Annotated in this window: 13 protein-coding genes; 10 read left to right on the top strand and 3 right to left on the bottom strand. The window is 58.1% G+C overall.

Annotated features, from left to right (window positions below; all coding sequences use genetic code 11):
* Positions 1-291: 291 nt before the first annotated feature.
* The 3 genes from xylB to IFJ82_RS04120 all read left to right on the top strand — a co-directional run bounded on the left by xylB (position 292) and on the right by IFJ82_RS04120 (position 4,539).
* Positions 292-1,764 carry a xylulokinase gene (gene xylB / locus IFJ82_RS04110; RefSeq protein ID WP_192265694.1) on the top strand — a complete coding sequence of 491 codons (1,473 nt, stop codon included), beginning with the start codon at positions 292-294 and terminating at the stop codon, positions 1,762-1,764.
* 221 nt (positions 1,765-1,985) lie between these two features.
* Positions 1,986-3,077, top strand: coding sequence for an L-dopachrome tautomerase-related protein (locus tag IFJ82_RS04115; protein ID WP_062810000.1), 1,092 nt, complete (start codon positions 1,986-1,988; stop codon positions 3,075-3,077).
* 94 nt (positions 3,078-3,171) lie between these two features.
* On the top strand, positions 3,172-4,539 hold the full coding sequence (locus IFJ82_RS04120) for a sugar porter family MFS transporter (RefSeq protein ID WP_003622163.1): 1,368 nt from the start codon (positions 3,172-3,174) through the stop codon (positions 4,537-4,539).
* A 52-nt stretch (positions 4,540-4,591) separates the two neighbouring features.
* Here IFJ82_RS04120 and IFJ82_RS04125 read toward each other — a convergent pair whose 3' ends face one another.
* Both IFJ82_RS04125 and IFJ82_RS04130 read right to left on the bottom strand, forming a co-directional pair.
* A complete protein-coding gene (locus IFJ82_RS04125) occupies positions 4,592-4,921 on the bottom strand; it encodes a hypothetical protein (RefSeq protein WP_003622164.1) in 330 nt (109 codons plus the stop codon).
* A 205-nt stretch (positions 4,922-5,126) separates the two neighbouring features.
* Positions 5,127-6,530, bottom strand: coding sequence for an amidohydrolase family protein (locus IFJ82_RS04130; RefSeq protein WP_192265702.1), 1,404 nt, complete (start codon positions 6,528-6,530; stop codon positions 5,127-5,129).
* A gap of 243 nt (positions 6,531-6,773) precedes the next feature.
* On the opposite strand from IFJ82_RS04130, the gene IFJ82_RS04135 reads away from it, so the two are divergent.
* Positions 6,774-7,673: a sulfurtransferase gene (locus tag IFJ82_RS04135; RefSeq protein WP_192265704.1), complete on the top strand. Its 900-nt coding sequence runs from the start codon at positions 6,774-6,776 to the stop codon at positions 7,671-7,673.
* Between the two features lie 320 nt (positions 7,674-7,993).
* Here the strand turns inward: IFJ82_RS04135 and IFJ82_RS04140 are convergent, their stop codons facing one another.
* Positions 7,994-8,284, bottom strand: a complete 291-nt coding sequence (locus IFJ82_RS04140; RefSeq protein WP_192265706.1) for a hypothetical protein — start codon at positions 8,282-8,284, stop codon at positions 7,994-7,996.
* Positions 8,285-8,671: 387 nt separating this feature from the next.
* On the opposite strand from IFJ82_RS04140, the gene IFJ82_RS04145 reads away from it, so the two are divergent.
* From IFJ82_RS04145 to IFJ82_RS04170, 6 genes are all read left to right on the top strand, one after another.
* Complete coding sequence (locus IFJ82_RS04145; protein WP_225578770.1) at positions 8,672-11,416, top strand: TonB-dependent receptor plug domain-containing protein; 2,745 nt, start codon at positions 8,672-8,674, stop codon at positions 11,414-11,416.
* A 26-nt stretch (positions 11,417-11,442) separates the two neighbouring features.
* Positions 11,443-13,530 (top strand): hydantoinase/oxoprolinase family protein, encoded by a 2,088-nt coding sequence (locus tag IFJ82_RS04150; RefSeq protein WP_192265708.1) that lies wholly within the window; start codon positions 11,443-11,445, stop codon positions 13,528-13,530.
* Between the two features lie 14 nt (positions 13,531-13,544).
* The gene (locus tag IFJ82_RS04155; protein WP_192265710.1) at positions 13,545-15,251 is read left to right on the top strand and encodes a hydantoinase B/oxoprolinase family protein; all 1,707 of its coding nucleotides are present in this window, start codon (positions 13,545-13,547) and stop codon (positions 15,249-15,251) included.
* Positions 15,252-15,468: 217 nt separating this feature from the next.
* Complete coding sequence (locus IFJ82_RS04160; protein ID WP_239026127.1) at positions 15,469-16,626, top strand: MFS transporter; 1,158 nt, start codon at positions 15,469-15,471, stop codon at positions 16,624-16,626.
* Positions 16,627-17,264: 638 nt separating this feature from the next.
* The gene (locus tag IFJ82_RS04165; RefSeq protein ID WP_040511118.1) at positions 17,265-18,152 is read left to right on the top strand and encodes a phytanoyl-CoA dioxygenase family protein; all 888 of its coding nucleotides are present in this window, start codon (positions 17,265-17,267) and stop codon (positions 18,150-18,152) included.
* Positions 18,149-18,601 (top strand): RidA family protein, encoded by a 453-nt coding sequence (locus IFJ82_RS04170; protein WP_192265713.1) that lies wholly within the window; start codon positions 18,149-18,151, stop codon positions 18,599-18,601. The genes IFJ82_RS04165 and IFJ82_RS04170 overlap by 4 nt, the downstream gene beginning before the upstream one ends.
* The last annotated feature ends 108 nt before the right edge of the window (positions 18,602-18,709 follow it).

The raw sequence follows: 18,709 nt of genomic DNA on the forward strand, positions 1-18,709 counted from the left end.
GGGGATACCCCATCCCCGTTTGTGCGTACCCGGCATATGGTGCGTGTAATATTTTAAAATAAACCATTGATGACAAAGCGATAAAACCTTTCGGGCATCGCATTTTCCTGAAAATCCCCACTCTGATGCCCCCTTCCGGTTATGTGTGCGATAACCCGAAGGTGTGTACCGGATGCTTGCCAAGCCGGACCCTGTGTGTTTTCAGTTGGGACAACGCAGAACGGCAAAGCAATACAGGCCGTGCGGGACGGCGCCACATGCGCCGTATCCGACGGTACGGGATAATAATAAATGTTTGTCGGAATTGATCTGGGCACATCGGCCATCAAGGCCGTACTGGTTGATGGCAGTCAGAGTGTGGTGGGTGCGTGTTCGCGTTCCCTGACCATCAGTTCGCCGCATGACGGATGGAACGAACAGGCCCCCGAGGACTGGTGGAATGCGACGCTTGCGGTGCTGGACGCGCTGGCGGCGGCACATCCGCATGAAATGGCGCAGGTGCGCGGCATCGGCCTGTCGGGGCAGCAGCATGGCGCGGTCCTGTTGGGCGATGGCGGGCAGGTGTTGCGTCCGTGCATCTTGTGGAATGACGTGCGCGCGACTGCCGAATGCGATGAATTCGAACGTCGTTTCCCCCAGAGCCGACAGGTGTGCGGCAATGTGGCCATGCCCGGCTTTACCGCGCCAAAGCTGTTATGGGTGGCGCGGCATGAACCCGAGATATTTGCCGCGACGCGTCATGTCCTGCTGCCGAAGGCATGGCTGCGTTATCGCCTGTGCGGGGAGATGATCGAGGATATGTCCGATGCGTCCGGCACGTTGTGGCTGGATGTGGGGCAGCGATGCTGGTCGGATGCGGCATTGGCCGCGACGGGCCTGACGCGTCATGCGATGCCTGCGCTGGTGGAAGGGAGCGCACCCGCCGGGCGGATGCATCCCGCCCTTGCGCGGCGATGGGGGATGAAGGATGCCCCCATCCTGGCCGGTGGGGCGGGTGACAATGCCGCCGGGGCCGTGGGGCTGGGCGCGGTGGCCGCAGGTTCGGCGTTTGTGTCGCTGGGGACGTCGGGGGTGTTGTGGGTGACGACGCAGCGTTTCCGCCCGCACCCGCAGGGGGGAATTCACGCATTCTGCCATGCCGTGCCCGGGATGTGGCACCAGATGGGGGTGACATTGTCGGCGGCGTCATCGCTGGCATGGTGGTCGCGTACGACCGGCATTGCTGAAGGCGACCTGCTTGCTGAACTTCCTGAACGGGTGGAACGCCCATCCCCGGTGATTTTCTTGCCGTATCTTTCGGGCGAGCGCACGCCGCATAATGACGGGGCCATCCGGGGGGTGTTCGCGGGCCTGTCGTCGGGCACGACGCGCGCGGACATGACGCAGGCGGTGCTTGAAGGGGTGGCATTTTCGTTTCGCGATGTCGTCGATGTGCTGGCGGATGCGCACTCCCCCCTGACGCAGGCCGATGTGATTGGCGGCGGGTCACGCAGCCGCCTGTGGATTTCGATTATCGCCACGGTCACTGGCGTGTCGCTGCATCGCCTGACGCATGGGGAGCAGGGCGGTGCGTTCGGCGCGGCACGCCTTGCGCGCCTGGCGGTGACGGGGGAAAGCGTGCGCGATGTCTGCCTTGCGCCCCAACGGGTGGAAACGGTGCATCCCGATGCCGCGCTGTCGGGGGCCTATGATGTGTCGCTTGCACGGTACCGCGCGCTTTATGGTGGTGTGCGTGATGCCATGCGTTATGGGGCTGCGACATAAGCCGCGCCATCACGCCATGCCCTGTGTCGGTTGGCGGATTTCGCGGGCATGAACGGCAGGGTCCGGGCGGCTCCCCCCCCTCCAAGGGTTTTTAATATTTTCAGTATGTTGTCCTGGTCGCAATATGTCGGTGGCAGCTTGGTCCGAGTCAGAGAAAGAATGGAATGCCGGGTATGAACTCTCCGCAGTTTCCCTTACGCCCTTTCCGCCTGTTGCAGGTCATGGCCCTTGCGGGGGGGCTGTGCGTTCCGTTGCAGGCGCAGGCGGGTGACAGTGTGGACCGTGGGTCGATCCCATCGGGCAACATCACCGTCGCCGCGCGTTTTGCCGACATGCAGGCATCGGGCATTGCCGCCCTGCCTGATGGGCGCATCATTCTTAGCTTCCCGCGCAGTGCCGCCGACCATAAGGGGCCGCGCCTCGCGGTGCTCAGCAATGGCAAGCCACAGCCCTTTCCCGATGCGGCGACACAGGCGCGCTTCATTTCGCCACTGGGCATGACGGTGGATGCGACGGGCCGCCTGTGGGTGGTGGACGAAGGGACGGTCGCAGGCGACACGACCCCGCCCCGGCCCGCGCTGCTGGGTATTGATGTGGCAAGCGGGCAGGTCGTTTCCACCATTGCGCTGGGTGCCGGGACGGGGGCCACGCGTGATGACAGCCATGTCAATGACGTGCGTGTGGACATGACGCATGGTGCAAAGGGCACGGCGTATGTCAGCGATACCTCCATCGCGGACCATCCTGCGATCATCGTGGTGGATATCGCCACGGGCAAGGCGCGGCGCGTGCTGGAAAATGCGCCCTCCGTCCGGGCCGATCCGGGCTTTGCCATGGAACTTGACGGACAGATGTTGCAGTACAACCCGACCCATCCCGTCATGGGGCAGGGCGGGATTGACGGCCTGACGCTGAGTGCCGATTCCACGCGTCTGTACTGGCAACCCTTGTCAGGCCGCCGCCTGTACAGCGCGCCCACCGCGCTTGTGTCAGATCCGGCCACCACGCCAGCCCAGCTTGGGCAGGCCATTCGTGACGAGGGCGAGACCGCCGTGGTCGATGGCATGGCGACCGCGCCGGACAATGCGCTGTATCTGACCGATATCGAACATCATGCCGTCATCCGGCGCGCCCCGGATGGCCACCTGTCGATGGTTGCCCATGATCCGCGCCTGATTGCGCCCGACAGCATGGCGCTGGTGGGTAATACGTTATGGCTGACGGTGGGGCAGTGGGTGCGCCTGCCGGTTTTCCACGACGGGCATGATATGGAGCAGCGTCCGTGGCTGCTGGTCAAGATTTCCCTGCATTGAGGGCCATGGGCCACATGAACCGCCGGGTCAGGGGCAACACCCTGTCCCGGCCCTATGCCGTCAGGCACATGACGCACTGAAAGAAACAAGAATAATGGCGCAAGACACCAAGGCGGCCTCCACCCCCCCGATTGTTGGCCTGATCGCGGCCGTGGCGGCGACGGGGGGGCTTTTGTTCGGTTATGACACGGGCATCATTTCCGCCGCGCTGTTGCAGATTACCAGTGATTTCACGCTCGATACGCTGGGACAGCAGGTCGTGACGTCGGCCATCGTGGCTGGCGCGCTGGGTGGTTGCCTGGTTGCCGCCCCCCTGTCGGACCGGCTGGGGCGGCGTTACATGATCATGCTGGCCGCCCTTGTGTTCATATTCGGCACGCTGGTGGCGTCGTTTTCGCCCGGTGTGTCCCTGCTGGTGTTCGCGCGGTTCATCCTGGGGCTGGCGGTGGGCATGTGTTCGCAGATCGTGCCGGTCTATATCGCCGAAATCGCGCCGCGTGAAAAACGCGGGCAGATGGTGGTCCTGTTCCAGATGGCGGTGGTCGCGGGTATCCTTGCCTCTTTCATCGTGGGATATCTGTTGCAGGACCGTTCTTGGCGGCTGATGTTCGGGTTGGGCGTCGTGCCAGCGGTGATCCTGTTTGTGGGGATGTCGCTGCTGCCGCGCAGCCCGCGTTGGCTGGCGATGAAAGGCAACCTTGAAGGCGCGTTTGAAGTGCTGCAACGCCTGCGCCATGACCCGGCGGTGGCGCGAAGCGAACTTGACTCCATCATCGCGATGCATGACGAGCAGGCGCCATGGTCCGCCCTGTTCCAGCCATGGGTGCGTCCCGCACTGGTGGCCTCGGTCGGGGTGGCCCTGTTCTGTCAGATCACGGGTGTGAATGCTGTGCTGTATTATGCGCCGACGATCTTTGCCGGTGTAGGATTTGGCAAGAGTTCGGCGCTGCTGACCTCCATCGCCATTGGGGTGGCGATGCTGGCCTCCACCACATTCGGCAGTTGGGCCGTCGATGCGTGGGGGCGGCGTACGCTGCTGTTGCGCCTGATCCCTGGGGCTGTGGTGTCGCTGCTGGTGCTGGGGGCGATGTTCGCCATCGGTGCGACACAGGGGATCAATACATGGATCACGGCGGCGGCCGTCGTATCCTATGCCATCTTCAACGTCGGAAGCCTGTCGGTCGCGGTCTGGCTGGTGGGGGCGGAGGTCTATCCCCTGTCATGCCGCAGCAAGGGAATGAGCCTTGTGGCCGCGACGCACTGGGTGGCGGACCTGGTGGTATCGCTGACGACGCTGTCGCTGGTGCAGGCGTTGGGGGCGGCGGGCACGTTCTGGATGTTTGCCGTGCTGAACCTTGCGGCGTTCCTGTTCGTCCTGCGTTATGTGCCGGAAACGCGTGGACGCTCGCTGGAGGAAATCGAGGTCTCGCTCAAGAACGGTACGTTCAGCAAAATGAAATAATACGCACAGGCTTTGACGGGCGCCCTTTCCCAAGGCGGCGCCCGCATGCAGTTCAGGCTGGCAGCGCCTGCGCGCCCCCTGTGCACAGATCGTCGAACGCGTCGTCAAGCGAACCGTCGGAGACGAAGCAGACAAGTACGTCGTCGCTTTCCTCCGCCACGGCGCGTGCAGGGGTGATGACGCTGTCCCATTCATGACGCAGGGAGTGGACGCGCCCGATCCTGGGGCTGAGGAATTCCCATGACCCGCCTTTGGCGACAGATCCCATCACGGTGGTCAGCAGAAAGATCGCCGGTTGGTCAGGCAGGTCTTCGGGGGGGCGCTTGAACTGGTAAATCGTGCCGGATTTCCCGAATTCGGTGAACGAGTGCCATGGTTCCATTGCAGATATCTCCTCTTCATGTCCCGTCTGCCATATCCTTGGCCATTTTCTTTCAGACAAAAGTGCATGCAACCAATGCGTACGCCCTGATGTGGTTGCCTGTCCGCCTGCCTGCCTGTCCACCTGCTTGTCTGTCTCTGGCGTTCAGGCGGATGTTGTGGCCCGCCGGACATCACCGGGATGTTCATATGTGGGGAAATGTGCCCTATTCGCCATGGACCAGTGGCCCGTCGGTCCTGACCCCACGTTGCCAGACCTGTGCGATCTTGTTGATATCGCCGATATCGTGGTCAGGACGGCCATCCACCACCAGCAGATCAGCCCGCAGCCCCGGCGCGATCAGGCCCCGGTCAGACAGGTGCAGCAGGGCGGCGGCATTGCCTGTCGCAAGCGAGATCGCCTGTAACGGCGTCAGTCCCGCAGCGACCGACAGGTACAGTTCACGATGTTCGGCAAATCCGGGGATACGTGTGGGCATTGCCCCTGAATCCGTGCCGAAACCAACATGAATGCCCGCCCGGTACAGGGTCAGCAGGTTGCGCATGTTCATCGCCAGCGCCGTGTGCGATGCGGCGGTCAGGGGGGCGGCAAGCACCTGTGCCCGCCATCTGGGGTCTGCGAACTGCGCGCGCAGGGCAGGGTCGAGGCCCGCGGCAAGGAACGGGTCATCCAGCCATTCGCGATGTTCGGCAAAGACATAGTTGGCTTCGTCAAGGTCAAGGGTGGCGATATACCATGTGCCGCGTTGTTCCATGCTTTCGATCAGGCCCGTATCCACCGGCTGGTCGCGCACACCGTGGGCAAGGATGTCAACCCCGGCATCCACCAGCGCGCGTGCATCGGACAGGTCATGGATATGGGCCGCCACGCGCCTGTTGCGCAGGTGGGCCTGTGCGATGGCTGCGCGATAAATGTCGGGCGACATCTTTGGCAGGGGTTTTGCCCCCGGCACGCCATTGCGGAAATCATCCACCCACAGCTTGATCAGGTCAGTGCCTTCGTCGGCCATCTTGTTGACTGCGGCGCGGGCTTCGTCAGGGGTGGTGGGGCGAAAGACCTCGTCAGCGGCCAGGTTGAAACGTTTTTGTGGTGGCACGCCATCGGGTGCGCCAATGCCCTGATCCACACCAAACAGGTCCGCCCCCGGATTGCGGCCGGCATGCTGTTCACGGCGCAGTTCGTCAAACAGGGGCGAACGGTTCAGCCCCAGCGCCGTGACCGTCAGCACGCCATAACGTGCATATTGCCGCAGGGCCGTGAGGATATTGGCACGTGTATAATTCTGTGTGCCGTTGGTGGTGCCCGATACCTGTCCCACATGGCTGTGGTCCGAAATCAGTGCAGGCAGGACAGTGCGTCCCGTCATGTCGATGCGGCGTGCATGACGCGGCGCATTGATCTGTGGGCCGACGGATATGATGCGCCCATCCTCGATCAGGATGGAGGTGTCGGGCCGCGCGGCAGCACCACTGCCGTCAATGACGCAGGCATGTTCCAGCAGGACGGGACGTGCCCGCGCCGCTGCGCCGTGACCGGGGATAAGGGTCATGGCGATGCTGGTGGTAAGGGCCGTGGCGAGGAGGAGGAATTTTCCGGCAGTCCGCATCATGTACGTCCTTCATGGCGGGAGGGTCGAATGTAATAGCAGGCCAACGCATACAGATGCTGTCATGCGGACGCCCGCCAAAACGCATCCATTCACGCAATGCTGTACTGCCTGTCCCCATTATGGAAGGGGGGCATGGTAATGGAGTGTCCCGCCCACATCATGGCGGCACCGTGCCGTGCCGCCTCCATCCGTGTGGTGGTTGCTGATAGTGCTGGGTCTCAGTATTCAACCATGCGGAAAGCGATGATGCCGGCACCTGTCCTTTATTCCCCTGATGATGTTCGCAAACTGATGGCCGGTGGCGACGCCATCCTGATTGATGTGCGCGACGCAAAGGATTACGAGGCCGGGCATATTCCCGGCGCGGTCAACATGGCCGATATCTTTACCTATCTTGCCGAAACAACCGAAGGGGGCCTCAGGACGCTTCAGGATACGTTTGCCAACCTGTTTGCCGATTATGGCCTGGATGGGAAAAAGACCGCCATCATTTACGAAGATGCCCTGCATACGCGTTATGGCGCGTCATGCCGGGGATACTGGATACTGCGCTACCTTGGTTATCCCCATGTCGGCATCCTTGATGGCGGGCTGAGCGCGTGGCGCAGGGCAGGCGGTGCGTTCACGACCGAGGTTACGACCCCTGTGCGGACGCAGTTCCCGCTTTCGATCAATGCCGATCTGATGGCCACATACGCGGATGTGCGCGCCGCCCTGGGCTCGGCGACGGTCAGGCTGTTGGACAATCGTGACCGGGTGGAATGGCTGGGTGAAAGCTCGTCGCCCTATGGTATTGATTTCGCGCCACGCAAAGGGCGGATACCTGGTGCGGTATGGATCGAATGGTATGAGTTCATGCATGTCACCGATAACCATGCCTCCTTTCGCCCTGCACAGGAAATCCGTGCATTGGCTGCATCGCGGGGCCTGTTTCCCGGTGATGACATCATCATCTACTGTTTCAAGGGCGCCCGCGCGGCCAATACCTATGTCGCGCTGGCCTTGGCCGGGTTCACGCGGCTGCGGATTTATATGGGATCATGGAACGAATGGTCGCGTAATCCGGCACTGCCGATCGAGGACGGATTGCCCAGGGCCGCGGCGCCATATCGTGTGAAGCCAGATGGCGCAGGGGTGGAGTGACAGGGAGGCTTGAAAGAAGAGAGTGTTTGAAAACAACGCGTTGGCAAAAAGTTTTTGGGTGCCGCCTTTTTTTGAAAGGCGGCGTCTTCTGAAGCTTTTTGGAAAAAGCTTCACCAAAAACCTTTATAATTTCAGGATATTGTTAAGCCTGACTTTTTAAACAGTCATCTAAGTGATGAGGCGGTAAAAGTTTTGGCTGTCGCCTTTTTTCGAAAAGGCGACCTTTTTCAAAAATCTGTTGGTGTCAGGAAGGGAGGATATTTTCCATTACCCTTCCTTGTCTGCAACATGGTGCCGGGTCATTGCCCGGATTTTCTGTATTACCCTGCGGCCCCTCTCACGGATGGGTAATTCATCCCGCCCAGCAGGGTGTGGTGTGCCTCTTCGACGGTGGAGGCGGCATTACGGATTTCCTGTGCCGCGTCCTGTATCAGGGGTGTGGTGGGAAAGGCTGCGATCTCCTGCGCCAGGGCTTCGAGTTCATGTTGCAATTGTGTCGCCCGCGCCCGCACGGCAACAAGACCAGGCGCATTGACCGCTGCGCGGCGTTCGACAGGTATCATGTCATTGCGGAATTTGGTTACGGGGTCGCCTAATATCCAGTGCGCCATCCGGTTTCTCCTGTGAAATGGTCTTCTCGCCCATCGCCCGGAACAGGGTGTGGAAATAAAACACCTGATTATATCAAGAAGATATCAAGGCGGACAAGCCAGCATGAATGCCTGCGTCAGGCACAGTCATCCTGAAACCGCGTGCGTGTTTTCTGGTAAGGGGTTTTCAAAAACATCGATGTTTTCATCCGGGTGGACATTTTATGGACATCATTGGGAAGGGCGCGTGCGCTTATATTTAACTATAAATAATAGTAATACATAATTTTATACAACATAGTTGTAAAATAAATGAATCCTGATATTTGTTCGTTAAAGGTGTGTTTTCCATAAATCCACTCGTTTAGAAAGTTATATAGAGATGCATTTTGTGCCCGGGTTCTCGTCATGAGCCGACCTTCTGAATGCAGCCGCCTTTCCCCAAAGGGTGGACGGATGGAACTGGCTTCGTTCATTCAACACGCGACCATCGCGCGCTCATGTCATGATCGTGCCCATGACGCGTCGGGTATTGGCAATCCGGTGCTGAAACAATGGGGATCATCGCATTTTGCATCCGCTCTGGTGGCTGCGACGCTGCTTTCGGGACCGATATCCGCATCTGCGCAGACGGTGGTTGCGTCGTCTGTACTGGCGAAAAAAACCAAAGACACGCACGCCTATGCGCAGGCGCGGCAGGGCAATGCAGGCGTGGCCACCCGTCCGGCCCCCCTTTCGGCGGCGCATTCTGCGGCTTCATCCGGGATCGCACTGCATGAGGGGAAGGCGCCATCAGGCATCGTGTCGGCGAAAGCCGAGGATATCAGTGTCAATTCACGCAGAATCCCGGGGAATTCCGTTCTTTCCCCCAGCACAAATCCCCACAGTACGACCCCGGTGATTATCATCAAGGCCGATGATCTGATGAAAACGGGCAAGACGGACCTGACGCAGGCGCTGACCCAGATGGTGTCTTCCGTCACCTCGCCCCCCCATAACGGAGAAGGGGGCGGGGCCTTCACGCAGACCATCGCCTTGCGGGGGCTTTCTCCTGACGAGACACTTATTCTTGTGAATGGTCACAGGCGTCATATCGGTGCGAATTTCAACGTCAATCCAGGGCCTAATGTCGGAAGTGAACCGGCCGACCTGTCCCTGATCCCGATTGGCGCGGTGGATCATATCGAGGTCATTACCGAAGGTGCGACCGCCCTGTATGGCGCGGATGCCATTGCGGGCGCGATCAATATCGTCCTGAAGAGCGATGTGTCCGGCGGTACGATCAATTTTGAAAATAGTGGTTATTACCAGGGCGATGGGCAGGCCATTGACGGATATGGGGATTATGGCTGGAAAATCGGCCATCGGGGTGGATCTGCGCATCTTGCCTTTCAGGTCAAGCACCAGTTGCCAACCAATAACAGCGGAAAATTACAGGGGAATGAATTTCCGCTCCTTGCCGATGGATCGCAGGACCCGCGTGAAGCCGGGTTCAACAAGGATGTGCAACGTGGCCTGGGCCTGCCCAAAAGCACATTGGAAAACCTTAGCGCAAATATAGAAATTCCGCTGACCGATGCGATACATTTCTATAGCACGGACACATTTTCCCATAGGCGTGTCAATGTGGCGGAGGCATATCGACCCGTCAGCCAGACATCCAATGTGATTGCATCCTATTACCCGACGGGAATGCAACCCTATCTCGATATGGATGAATATGACTTTGAAGTCGATAACGGCATCAAGGGAACATATAAAAAATTCGCGTGGGACACCTATGTCAATTACGGGCGCGATTACCAGCAATATAATATGCAGCATACGGACAATCCGTCGCTGGGGCTGGCATCAAAGAGGAATTTTGACGACGGATCGAATATTTCCTCGCAGTTGACAGCGGGTCTTCGGGTGTCGCGCCCGATCAGGACAACGTTCCTTCCGCGTGATATCCGCGTGAATTTCGGTGCCGAATATCGTCATGACACCTTTCAGATGACAGCGGGGGAGTATCAGTCATGGGCCAATGGTGGAAACGGGCTGACGCCGGGGGCTGCCGATCATCCCGGCACGTCGCCACTTGCGGCGAACAATACTTCACGTGATACGTTCGATGGATATCTGAACCTCGATTTCTTTGTAACCTCCAAATGGGAATGGACGCTTGGCGGTCGCGCCACCAGTTACAGCAGCCTTGCGACAGTCGAAACCGGCTCCATCGGGACCCGCTATGGCTTTAACAAGCGCATCGCCCTGCGTGCCAACATCAATGCGGGATATCGGCCACCGACCCTGGGGCAGGAACATTATTACTTTATCGACCCATTCCCCACCTATCAGATCGACCAGCTTCCGGCCAATCATGCGATCGCCAATGCGCTGGGCGCAGGCAGGCTCAAAGGCGAATCCTCAAGAAGCTTTACGATCGGCGCGGAAGGGGAACTGATCCCCAACCTTCATTATTCGGGGAATCTGTACTATATTGCCATCAATAACCGGCTGATGGATACGACGACCCTTTCGGGGTCGTATATATCATCACTGATGGGGATGTACGGGCTTGGCGATAGTGCTTCCAACAGCTTGCAGTTTTATACCAATGCCCTGAACACCAATACCTGGGGCGGTGATTTCACCGCAAGTTATGACCTGTTCACCCGGCATGTCGGTCATTTCAACTTTGGCATCGGTCTTAACTTTACGGATAACGAGGTCCGCAGCATCAACAAGACCCCGGCCGCTGCGGCCGCGCATGGCCTGTCCTTTGTCAACGGATATTCGACGGCGCTGCTGTTGCGGACTGCGCCGCGAAACCGTGAAAATGTCAATGTAACCTGGAATTATGGGAAATGGCGCGTCTTCCTTCAGGAGGAACGTTATGGCTCTACGCTGTTCCTTGGCAGTCCCGCCGCAGGTGTAAGCATCGCGCCGTTTGAACAACGCCCGGCCTTTCTGACCAATATGGAGGTTAGTTACCGTGTGATCCCCAAACTGATGCTGACGGTGGGTGCGTATAACCTGGGGAACAAATACCCGACGAGGATTCCCGGCTGGGCCGCCAAGGCGCAGTCCTATGTTACGAAATACTCCTATTACTCCCCATTCGGGTTCAGTGGTGGGATGTATTACGTGCGGGCTTCGTACACATTCTGACGCATTTATTTCCAAAGGACATTATCATGGCGGGGCCCGGGGCACGAATTTCTGTCGATATCGGCGGAACATTTACCGATATTGCAATAGAAAACGGAAATCATGTTTTTGCATCGAAAGTTCTGACGGATGTTGCACATCCGGAAAATGGGATGTTGCGGGGGATTGAAATCTCCCTTCGCAATGCTGGACTCGTGCCATCGGATGTCCGCTCCATCCTGCATGGTACGACATTGGCGACGAATGCCCTGATCGAACGCAAGGGCGCCAAAACCGCAATGATCACAACGCAGGGATTCCGTGACGTGATCGAAATTGCCTATGAACATCGCTATGCCCAGTATGACATCCACAGTGCGAAAGCCGCCCCCCTCATCCCCCGCCCCGCGCGTTTTACGATATGTGAACGCATCCACGCGGATGGCAGCGTCAGGTCCGAAGTCTCCGAAGAGGATGTACGTCGCCTGATCCCGGCGATCCGGGAGATGGGCGCGCAGAGCGTCGCAATCTGCCTGATGCACAGTCACATCAACGACACGCATGAACGCAAGGTCCGCGATATCCTGCATGCCAGCCTGCCGGATCTGTATATCTCGCTCTCTTCTGAGGTATGCCCCGAAATACGCGAATATGACCGCTTCATCACCACATGTGCGAATGCTTATGTCCAACCGCTCGTCAGCCGTTATCTGGAATTGCTTTACGAAGGGATCACACGCCGGGGGTTTGACTGTCCCCTGTTCCTTGTCAATTCGGGCGGGGGCCTGACCTCTGTTGACGTGGCGCGGCGTTTTCCCATCCGGCTGGTCGAAAGTGGCCCGGTGGGTGGGGCGATCCTTGCCGCCCATGTCGCGCGACGGCGTGGCGAGGCAGAGGCGCTGTCGTTCGATATGGGCGGCACCACGGCGAAGCTGGCGCTGATTGATGGGGGCGCGCCGAGTTATGGGCGCGTGTTCGAGGTGGATCGGCAATATCGTTTCATGAAGGGAAGTGGCTTTCCAGTTCGCATTCCCGTGGTTGAAATGGTCGAAATCGGCGCTGGCGGTGGGTCGGTGGTCTCCTCTGACCGGATCGGCCGGATTACGGTGGGGCCACAATCCGTGGGGTCCACGCCCGGCCCGGCCTGTTATGGCAAGGGCGGGCGTCTTCCCACGGTTACGGATGCGAATGTGGTGCTGGGTCGTCTGAACCCACGTTATTTTGGCAATGACGGGCTGTCTCTTGACGTGGAGGCCGCGCGAGAGGCGTTTGCACGTGCATTTTCATCCTCGCAGGCGCTTGCGCCAAAGGTTGCCGCCTCTGGCGCCGATGAAATCGTCAATGAAAATATGGCAAGTGCCGCGCGTATCCATGCGCAGGAACAGGGCAGCCTCCTGCCGCAGCGCATCCTGATCGCCTTTGGGGGGTGCGCGCCGCTGCATGCGGCTTCTCTGGCGGACAAGCTGGGGATTGGGCGGGTCATCATCCCGCGTGGCGCGGGCATCGGTTCATGCATTGGTTTCCTGCGCATGCCTGCGGCCTATCAGGTGTCGCATGCCCGGATCATTGACCTGGACGCCGCCGATCCCACCGCAATTGCTGACATACTTGCGCGTCTTGAGGCAGAGGGACGCCTTGTCATCAAGGAAGCGGTGGGCGATGGCGCGATGCGTGTGCAGCGCTTTGTGGACCTGCGTTATCTGGGACAGGGGCATGAGATTACCATTGCGTTGCCCGAGGATGTGCCCACTGATGAACTCCATGCGTGTCTTGTTGATCTGTTTACACGGAAATATCAGCAGATTTACAATATCGCCTTTGCGCATCTGGCGATCCAGATCACCGGATTCAGCGTCCATGTCGAAGAGCGCGATGGTGGCCTGAGGGATCGGCATTTCCAGATCGAATTTGCAAAAGACATTCCCGTGGGGCCGCAACATCCGGTCGAGGTGACGCTTGAAACCGTTGATGGGCCGCAGCGCGGGCATGCGCTTGGCCGGCAGGCAATGGTGGAGGGGACGACCTATCCCGGGCCGCTTCTGATTATCGACCCGGATACGACAACCGTTGTGCCGTCTTCTTTCTCGGCGATCTGCGACATCTCTGGCGATATTGTTCTTACTCGAAATATTTGATGAAGGTAGCTGGCATGTCTCAAGATGCTTCCCGGCGCGGCCAGGATATCGTGCGTTACCAGATTATCTGGAACCGACTGATTTCCATTGCCGAGCAACAGGCCCATGCCCTGGTCCGGTGTGCCTTTGGCGCCCCCACGCGGGAGGCGGGGGATCTATCCGCCGGGATCTATGATGCACGGGGGAACATGTTGTCCCAGGCCGTCACCGGGACGCCGGGGCATGTGAACTCCATGGCCAAAAGCGTTATGCATGTCCTGGACGCCTTTTCCCCCGCACAGATCGAAGAGGGGGATGCCTTCATCTTTAATGATCCGTGGAAGGGAACGGGTCATCTGAATGACATTGTCCTTGTGACGCCGGTTTTCGCCGGCAGTCAGCTTGTCGCGTTTTTCGCCTGCACCCTGCATGTCGTGGATATCGGGGGCTGCGGTGTCTTCGGGCGGGCCGCACAGGTATATGAGGAAGGCCTGTTCCTGCCCATCCTCAAGATCCGTCGCGCCGGGCGCCTCAATGACGATGTGATCGCCATCATCCGCCAGAACGTCAGGGAGTCCGGGCAGGTCCTGGGCGATATCTTTGCCGAAATATCCAGCAACGACCTGGGTGCGCGCCTTCTGGTTGAATTGATCGAAACGTTCGGGCACGAGACGTTTCACGCGGCCGGGCACTATATTCTCGAGACCTCACGCAATGCCAGCCTGGAGTTGATAAAGGCCCTGCCACATGGGGAATTCCTGAACTCCATGACCGTCGATGGGTTTGGCGCACCTTTTACACTCAGCGCGAAAGTGACCATCAGCGAACAGGGCATTGATGTCGCGTATGTGGATGTCCCGGATTGCGTGGGTATCGGGATCAATGTCCCGCTAAGCTATACCGAGGCCTATACCGCCTATGGCGTGAAGCTGCTTGTGAATCCTGATGTGCCGAACAATGCTGGCAGCCTTTCGGTCGTGACGGTTTCCGCCCCTGATGGCAGCCTTCTCAATGCCCGCCATCCTGCCCCGGTTGCGGGCCGGGGGGCCGTGGGGCAGTTGCTGCCTGATGTGGTCATGGGCTGCTTTTCCGCGATTGCGGGCATGGCCGTTCCCGCGGAAAGTTCATCCAGCCTGTGGAACATCGTGCTTTCCGGTGGGCCGGGCCTTGTCCCTGCTGTGCCAGGCGAAACCCATGCATTGGGCAGGACATTCAATCTCATCAGCCTTAATGCCGGTGGAATGGGCGCACAGGGCCACCAGGACGGGATGTCGGCCACGGCGTTTCCATCAGGCATCAGGAATGTGTCGGTGGAGATATTGGAGACCATGGCGCCGATTATCGTGACCCGAAAGGATCTGGCGGTGAACAGTGGTGGGGCAGGGCGTTTTCGCGGTGGCCTGGGGCAGGTTGTGGAAATCGAAAGCAGGGAGAACGTCGCGTTTGCCACTTCCCCCAATTATGACCGCACGATCTATCCCGCGCGGGGGCGCGATGGTGGCCTGCCGGGGGGAAAGGGGCATGTGTCGCTGGCCTCTGGCGCGTCACTGCCGCCACGTGGCAGTGCGGTCGTACCCGCTGGGGATCGCCTTGTCATCCAGATGGCCGGAGGGGGCGGGTATGGTGCCCCTGCCGAACGCCCTGCCGAATGCGTGAGGCGCGATATCCGGTATGGCTATATCACCGAAGCCTATGCCGATGCGCATTATCCGTCATGGCGTGAAGCATCACGAAGCGTTTGACCCTGTCAATTCGCATTTGGAAAAGATGTTTAAATTCAAGGTCTTTTTCATAAATTTATATCGTGAAATATCCATTTTCTTTTGTCCGGGGGAATGTTTTCAGGCATCCCCCAGACGGGTACGCGGGTAGATGAAGCAGAAAAGAAACTTTTTCCTATTCATGATCATGGTCATGTGTGCGCTGAATTACGCGGATCGTTCATCGCTTTCAGCCAGCATGCCGCTGATCTCGCAGGAGTTCCATCTTTCCCCATCCTCGGTCGGGTGGCTTCTGTCGGCTTCTTTGTGGATCTATATACTTCTGAATTTTCCCAGCGCCGTCCTTGCGGAAAAATACGGAAACCGCATCATGGGCAGCCTTTCCGTGGCCTTCTGGTCACTGGCGATGGTTGCGGGGGCGTTGGGCGGCAGTTATGGCAACCTGCTGGTTTCGCGGGTTCTGCTGGGTGTGGGGGAGGCCCCGACCTTTCCCATCGGGGCGTCGGTTATCAACCGCCTGTCGTCATCGGGGGAACGGCCGGTGCTGTTTACTGTCTTCATGGCAAGCATGCAGGTCGGGCTTGCCCTCGGCACGGCTGTGGCCGGTGCGCTGACCTATGTTTACGGTTGGCGGCTGGCGACGGTCATCCTGGCATTGCCGGGTTTTGTATGGGCATTGGTCTGGTGGGTCCGATACAGAGACCATCGTGTGGCTGTGCATGTGGGCACGGCGGATGAAGCCGCGCCGCCGCGTCCATCAGTCCTGCAATTGCTGGCGATCCTGCGCAAACGGTCTTTCGCAGGGATCGTGATTTCTGGTGCCTCGGGTAATTACATGAATTTCCTGATGGTAAGCTGGCTTCCCATCTATATGAACCATAAATTCGGGCTGAATATGGCGGTTGCCGGTTTCGATGCTTCGTTAACCTACCTTGCCGCCGCGGCAATTTCCGTCATCCTGAGCGTGGCGATCACCTATCTGTCGCGTGGTTATGGTTCGACCACGGCTTCAAACCGGGTCGTGACCTCGGTTCTTTTTGTGATTTCCGCATTCCTTGTGATGATCATACCGCAGGCCAATAGTGCAATGGCCGTGGTGGTTGGGGTTGGTCTGGCGCTGGGGGTTGTGCGTGCCGGGTCCGGGGCGAACCAGGCGTTACTGAACGATCTGCTGGTCCCGTCGCGGTATATCGGGTCCGCCTTTGGCCTCGCCCTGACCTTTACAAACTCTGTTGGGATGGTCGCGCCCATTGTCACGGGCTATATTGTGGAAAGAACCGGCACGTTTTATGCCGCCTTTTGTGTGGCAAGCGGCCTGTTACTTGTGGGGGCCGTCTCCTCGTTTTTCTATACGCGTACCCCGATTGAAATTCTGGAATCGGGGGGGACTACCTGACGGGTCTGGTATTTCTGATGTCATGATCTCATCAGGATATTTCTGGATTTCTCCCCATAGTGCGCCCCGCCTGACGCTGGCGGCAATGACCGTGTGAAGCAGTGGGGCGTTGAGCATCTATCCATTCGATGGGGGCATTCACCCCTTCTTCATGACGACGGGGTGAATTGGCGCACTGGTCCCTGGGGTTGCCTTGTCCCTGTTCATCAGGTTCCCCTGAACAGACCATTGATGGCGTCGGCATCGATCACACGTGAAAGCTGCGCCTTCACCTTGTCCGACGGCTGTCGCGAATCTGCCTTCTTTATAGGTGCCATAGCCCCTCTCCGCCCATCAGGCCCAGTCGGCATCCGAAGGGGCAGAGTATGCCTGATCGCCATTATGTAAAACAGGACGGATCAGCGTGATGCTATGCCCCTGCTTGTACAGAAGGCATCCTGTTTGCGGGCAGGGCCTGCGTGTCATCTGCGACATGCGAGGCGAATTGCGTTTCATGCGCCTGTGGCTTTGCAAAATGATGGTATTTCGGGGGGGGCTGTCACTGTTATTTCCTTTCGGAATCGATCCAAAGATGGATTGAAAACTCCCCCTGACCCACGCACGCTGGTTTCCAGTCACAACCCAAATGGGAAACGATCATGGAAGCCATTCACCTTCCTCCTACGGCCACACCAGAAGAAGTGGTCGCAACGCTGCGTAAATATGGCTACGCGATTGTAGATGATCTTGCATCGCCACAATTGATGGACAGGGTCACTGCGGAAATGCAGCCTTATATTGACCATACCCTGTATGGGGCTGATAATTTTATTGGTAAACTTACAAAACGCACGGGCGCCCTGATCGCACGTTCACCCGCAGCGCGTGAACTTGTCATGCATACTACTGCTGTAAAAGTGGCGGAACAGTTTCTGCACAAGGCGACAACTGTACAATTGCATCTGACGCAGATCATCAGCGTCTTTCCGGGTTCCCCGGCTCAGGCCCTTCATCTTGATCAGATCGTATGGGATTTCTTTCCTTTTCCCGCTGATTACGATGTGCAGTGTAATATTCTGTGGGCCATGACTGATTATACAGAAGAAATGGGGGCAACCCGCGTGGTGCCGGGCAGTCATCTGGACGATCGTACCAAATATGATGACAGTGAAGCTATTCCTGCGGTTATGCGCCGTGGTTCGGCCCTCTTTTATACAGGCAAGGTCTGGCATGGTGCCGGTGCCAATATATCGGACAAAATCCGTCAGGCCATTAACATTACCTATGCTGTCGGATGGGTCAGGCAGGAAGAAAACCAGTATCTTACAACACCGCTTGAAATTGCGAAAACCCTGCCTGATGACCTGCTGAAACTGATGGGCTACCAGACTGGCTGTTTCGCACTGGGTTATGTTGGTGATTTTGAAGATCCGATGACGATTGTGCGCGATAACATGCCGCATGAAGTCCACAGTACTTCGTCCATAGGGGAGAAAAGCCAGACGTCATCCCAGGCAGCCGATCTTGTGAAAAGTAGCAAATCATGAGCGTCTGCAATATCACCCGCACAACGCCGAATATTGGTTATCTTGATGCGGATGTCTTTGACGCGATGGGATTTTCCCAGTCGGTCAGGTTCGGTAATATGGTTCATTATGCCGGTGTTGCTCCACTCAAGGGCGGCTTGAAGAACCTGGAGGTCATCGGGGAAGATGATGCAGCAGGACAGATTGAATTCGTGCTGGCCACGCTGGATGCCTGTCTGAAGGCTGATGGATTGACGCGTGAGCATCTGCTAAGCTGGACTATCTATACCACCGATATTGCTGAATTTTCTGCCCATGCAGCATTGCTGTCCGAATGGGTGGGGCCGTATCGTCCTGCCAGTACAATCGTCGAAGTATCTGCACTTTTCCTCCCTAAACAAAAATTGGAAATAACAGTATTCGCGGCCGTTTCAGACGGTATTTCCTTTGTGAATGACGTGACTCCATGATCCTTTCTGTATTGATGCGCACTATATGAGGTGTTCGAATGCCCACTTCCATAAATGGATCAAGGGTGGATTTTAAAAATATATCTTGAAGCCGAGAATGTGCATGGC

Source organism: Novacetimonas hansenii (assembly GCF_014843995.1).
In the GTDB taxonomy this organism is placed as follows: Bacteria; Pseudomonadota; Alphaproteobacteria; order Acetobacterales; family Acetobacteraceae; genus Novacetimonas; species Novacetimonas hansenii.